This window comes from Methanosarcina spelaei, from assembly GCF_002287235.1.
GTDB lineage: Archaea > Halobacteriota > Methanosarcinia > Methanosarcinales > Methanosarcinaceae > Methanosarcina > Methanosarcina spelaei.
The window spans coordinates 1-1,845 of record NZ_LMVP01000240.1; the positions used below are offsets into that span (position 1 = coordinate 1).

The following is a 1,845-nucleotide window of genomic DNA, read 5'->3' on the forward strand; positions in this document are numbered from 1 at the left end:
TCAAGGTTGAAAAGTCCTGGCTGCAGGATAAGAAGATCGACCAGAATTCAATTACGCTCAACAGGTACAGCGACAGAAAATGGTCACAACTGCCTGTGGAATTATTAACAAAGGATAATAAATATCTGTACTTCACGGCAGAGACATCGGGATTCTCGTCCTTTGCAATAACAGGCAAAGCTGTAGAGAAAGAAAAAGTGGTTGAAATACTGCCTGAACCTGAAATCGAGAATTCAGAAAATAACACTCAAAATATGGCAGCTGATATTGAACATACTCCTGAGCAGAAGGAAAAAACTAATGGTATGCCTGGGTTTGGAGTGATTTACTGTATTGTCGGACTGCTTGGAGCTTTTCGACATACAAGGAGATAAATCTGGTTAGATAGTGGGATAATTGATCCCGCTGTCTAACTTATTAACGGTCTAACTTATAATTTATATTTCTCTGAGATTGTCAAATTTTTAGTTTTAATATGATCTTGAGACTATTTGCAAAGATAATGGAATATTAAAGAATATGCTCTTCATTGAATCGGGATGGTGCTTTCTTCCTCGGAAAAACCTTCTTATATTTAAACGCATTATACTGTTTTAGTTAAACGCATTATACTGTTTCAGTTAAACACATTATACTGTTATAGTTAAACACATTATACTGTTATAGTTAAACACATTATACTGTTTTGGTTAGCTTTTTCAGGTTTTCTTTTCCAATTATTTGAATGACAAAAATATTCATAAAACTGCTTCATTGGTCATCGGTTAAGGAATTTTCTTGCCTGAAAGCTATCGATTTTGCATTAGAAGCCGTCCTTAAATTTTGGTCTATTTACATAAAATCGATACCCTATTCCAGCTCATAATGCATTAAAATTTTGGGCAAATGTTGTTGAAATTGATGCAATTTGTCACGATTCCTCACTTAACCGAAGACGCATGAAACTGCTTATACAATCTTTTCTTTTCTTGGATCTTAATATGTAATTAACAGTAGTTTTATTAGTTTCAATTTCCAGTAAGCAGTCAGGGTTCTTTTCGTTTTGTTGTTGTAATATTTTATTAACAGCTTCAGTGTACATTTTTCCGATACTGGTCAACTTGTTTTCAAACGTTGGCATTTTTAAGCATATATACAGGTTTCTCTCATCCCTTAAAGCTTCCAAAAACTCCCTATTCGGAATTTCTTTTAAGCGCTTTTGAAGTTTATCATTGACAGAATCTTCAATTGCTTTTCTCGTAAGCTCATCTTCTTTTTCTGCCAGTTCCTGTTTTTTTCTCTATGGCTTCTGCCAAACTGCCTGCACTATTCATTCTTTTGCTCCATATGCGATCTTTGCAATATGATTGTTAATAATAGTTCGGAAAAATTTTTATTTATTTATTTATTTATTTATTTATTTATTTATTTATTTATTTAGTGACTCAGTACCAAAATCTAGTGATGAATGTAAAACTCAAAATCACTAGATTTTATAAATGGTCACCATCCATGTAATACAACTTAGTGATTCAAGTCTTTAGATAGCGAATATCGATTTTGATAAAAACTGGATTCTTCTTGCTAATTAAGACTTTCTATCAAAAATGCAAAAATCACTGGATTTTGGAACAGAGTCTATTTAGTTATTTATTTATACATATACAAAGATCATTATAAAAATAATTGACTCAGATATAAAAGTAGCAGAAAAATAGTTTCTGAGTAGAAGTGCTAATCGAAATAATAGAACTTGATCGGTTTTATATCCTTAAAATATATAGGGTCCTCTTAAATTCACCATCAAACTAAAGATTATTTCTCTTTTATTCCATTAATTAAGAATACTGGTAGTTTCCCCAAAAA

At 31.7% G+C, this 1,845-nt stretch carries 1 protein-coding gene; it reads left to right on the top strand.

Annotated elements, in window-relative coordinates:
- Positions 1–374: PGF-pre-PGF domain-containing protein (locus tag ASJ81_RS12035; RefSeq protein ID WP_141241696.1), on the top strand; the 374-nt coding region annotated here is incomplete at its 5' end.
- Positions 375–1,845 lie beyond the last annotated feature (1,471 nt).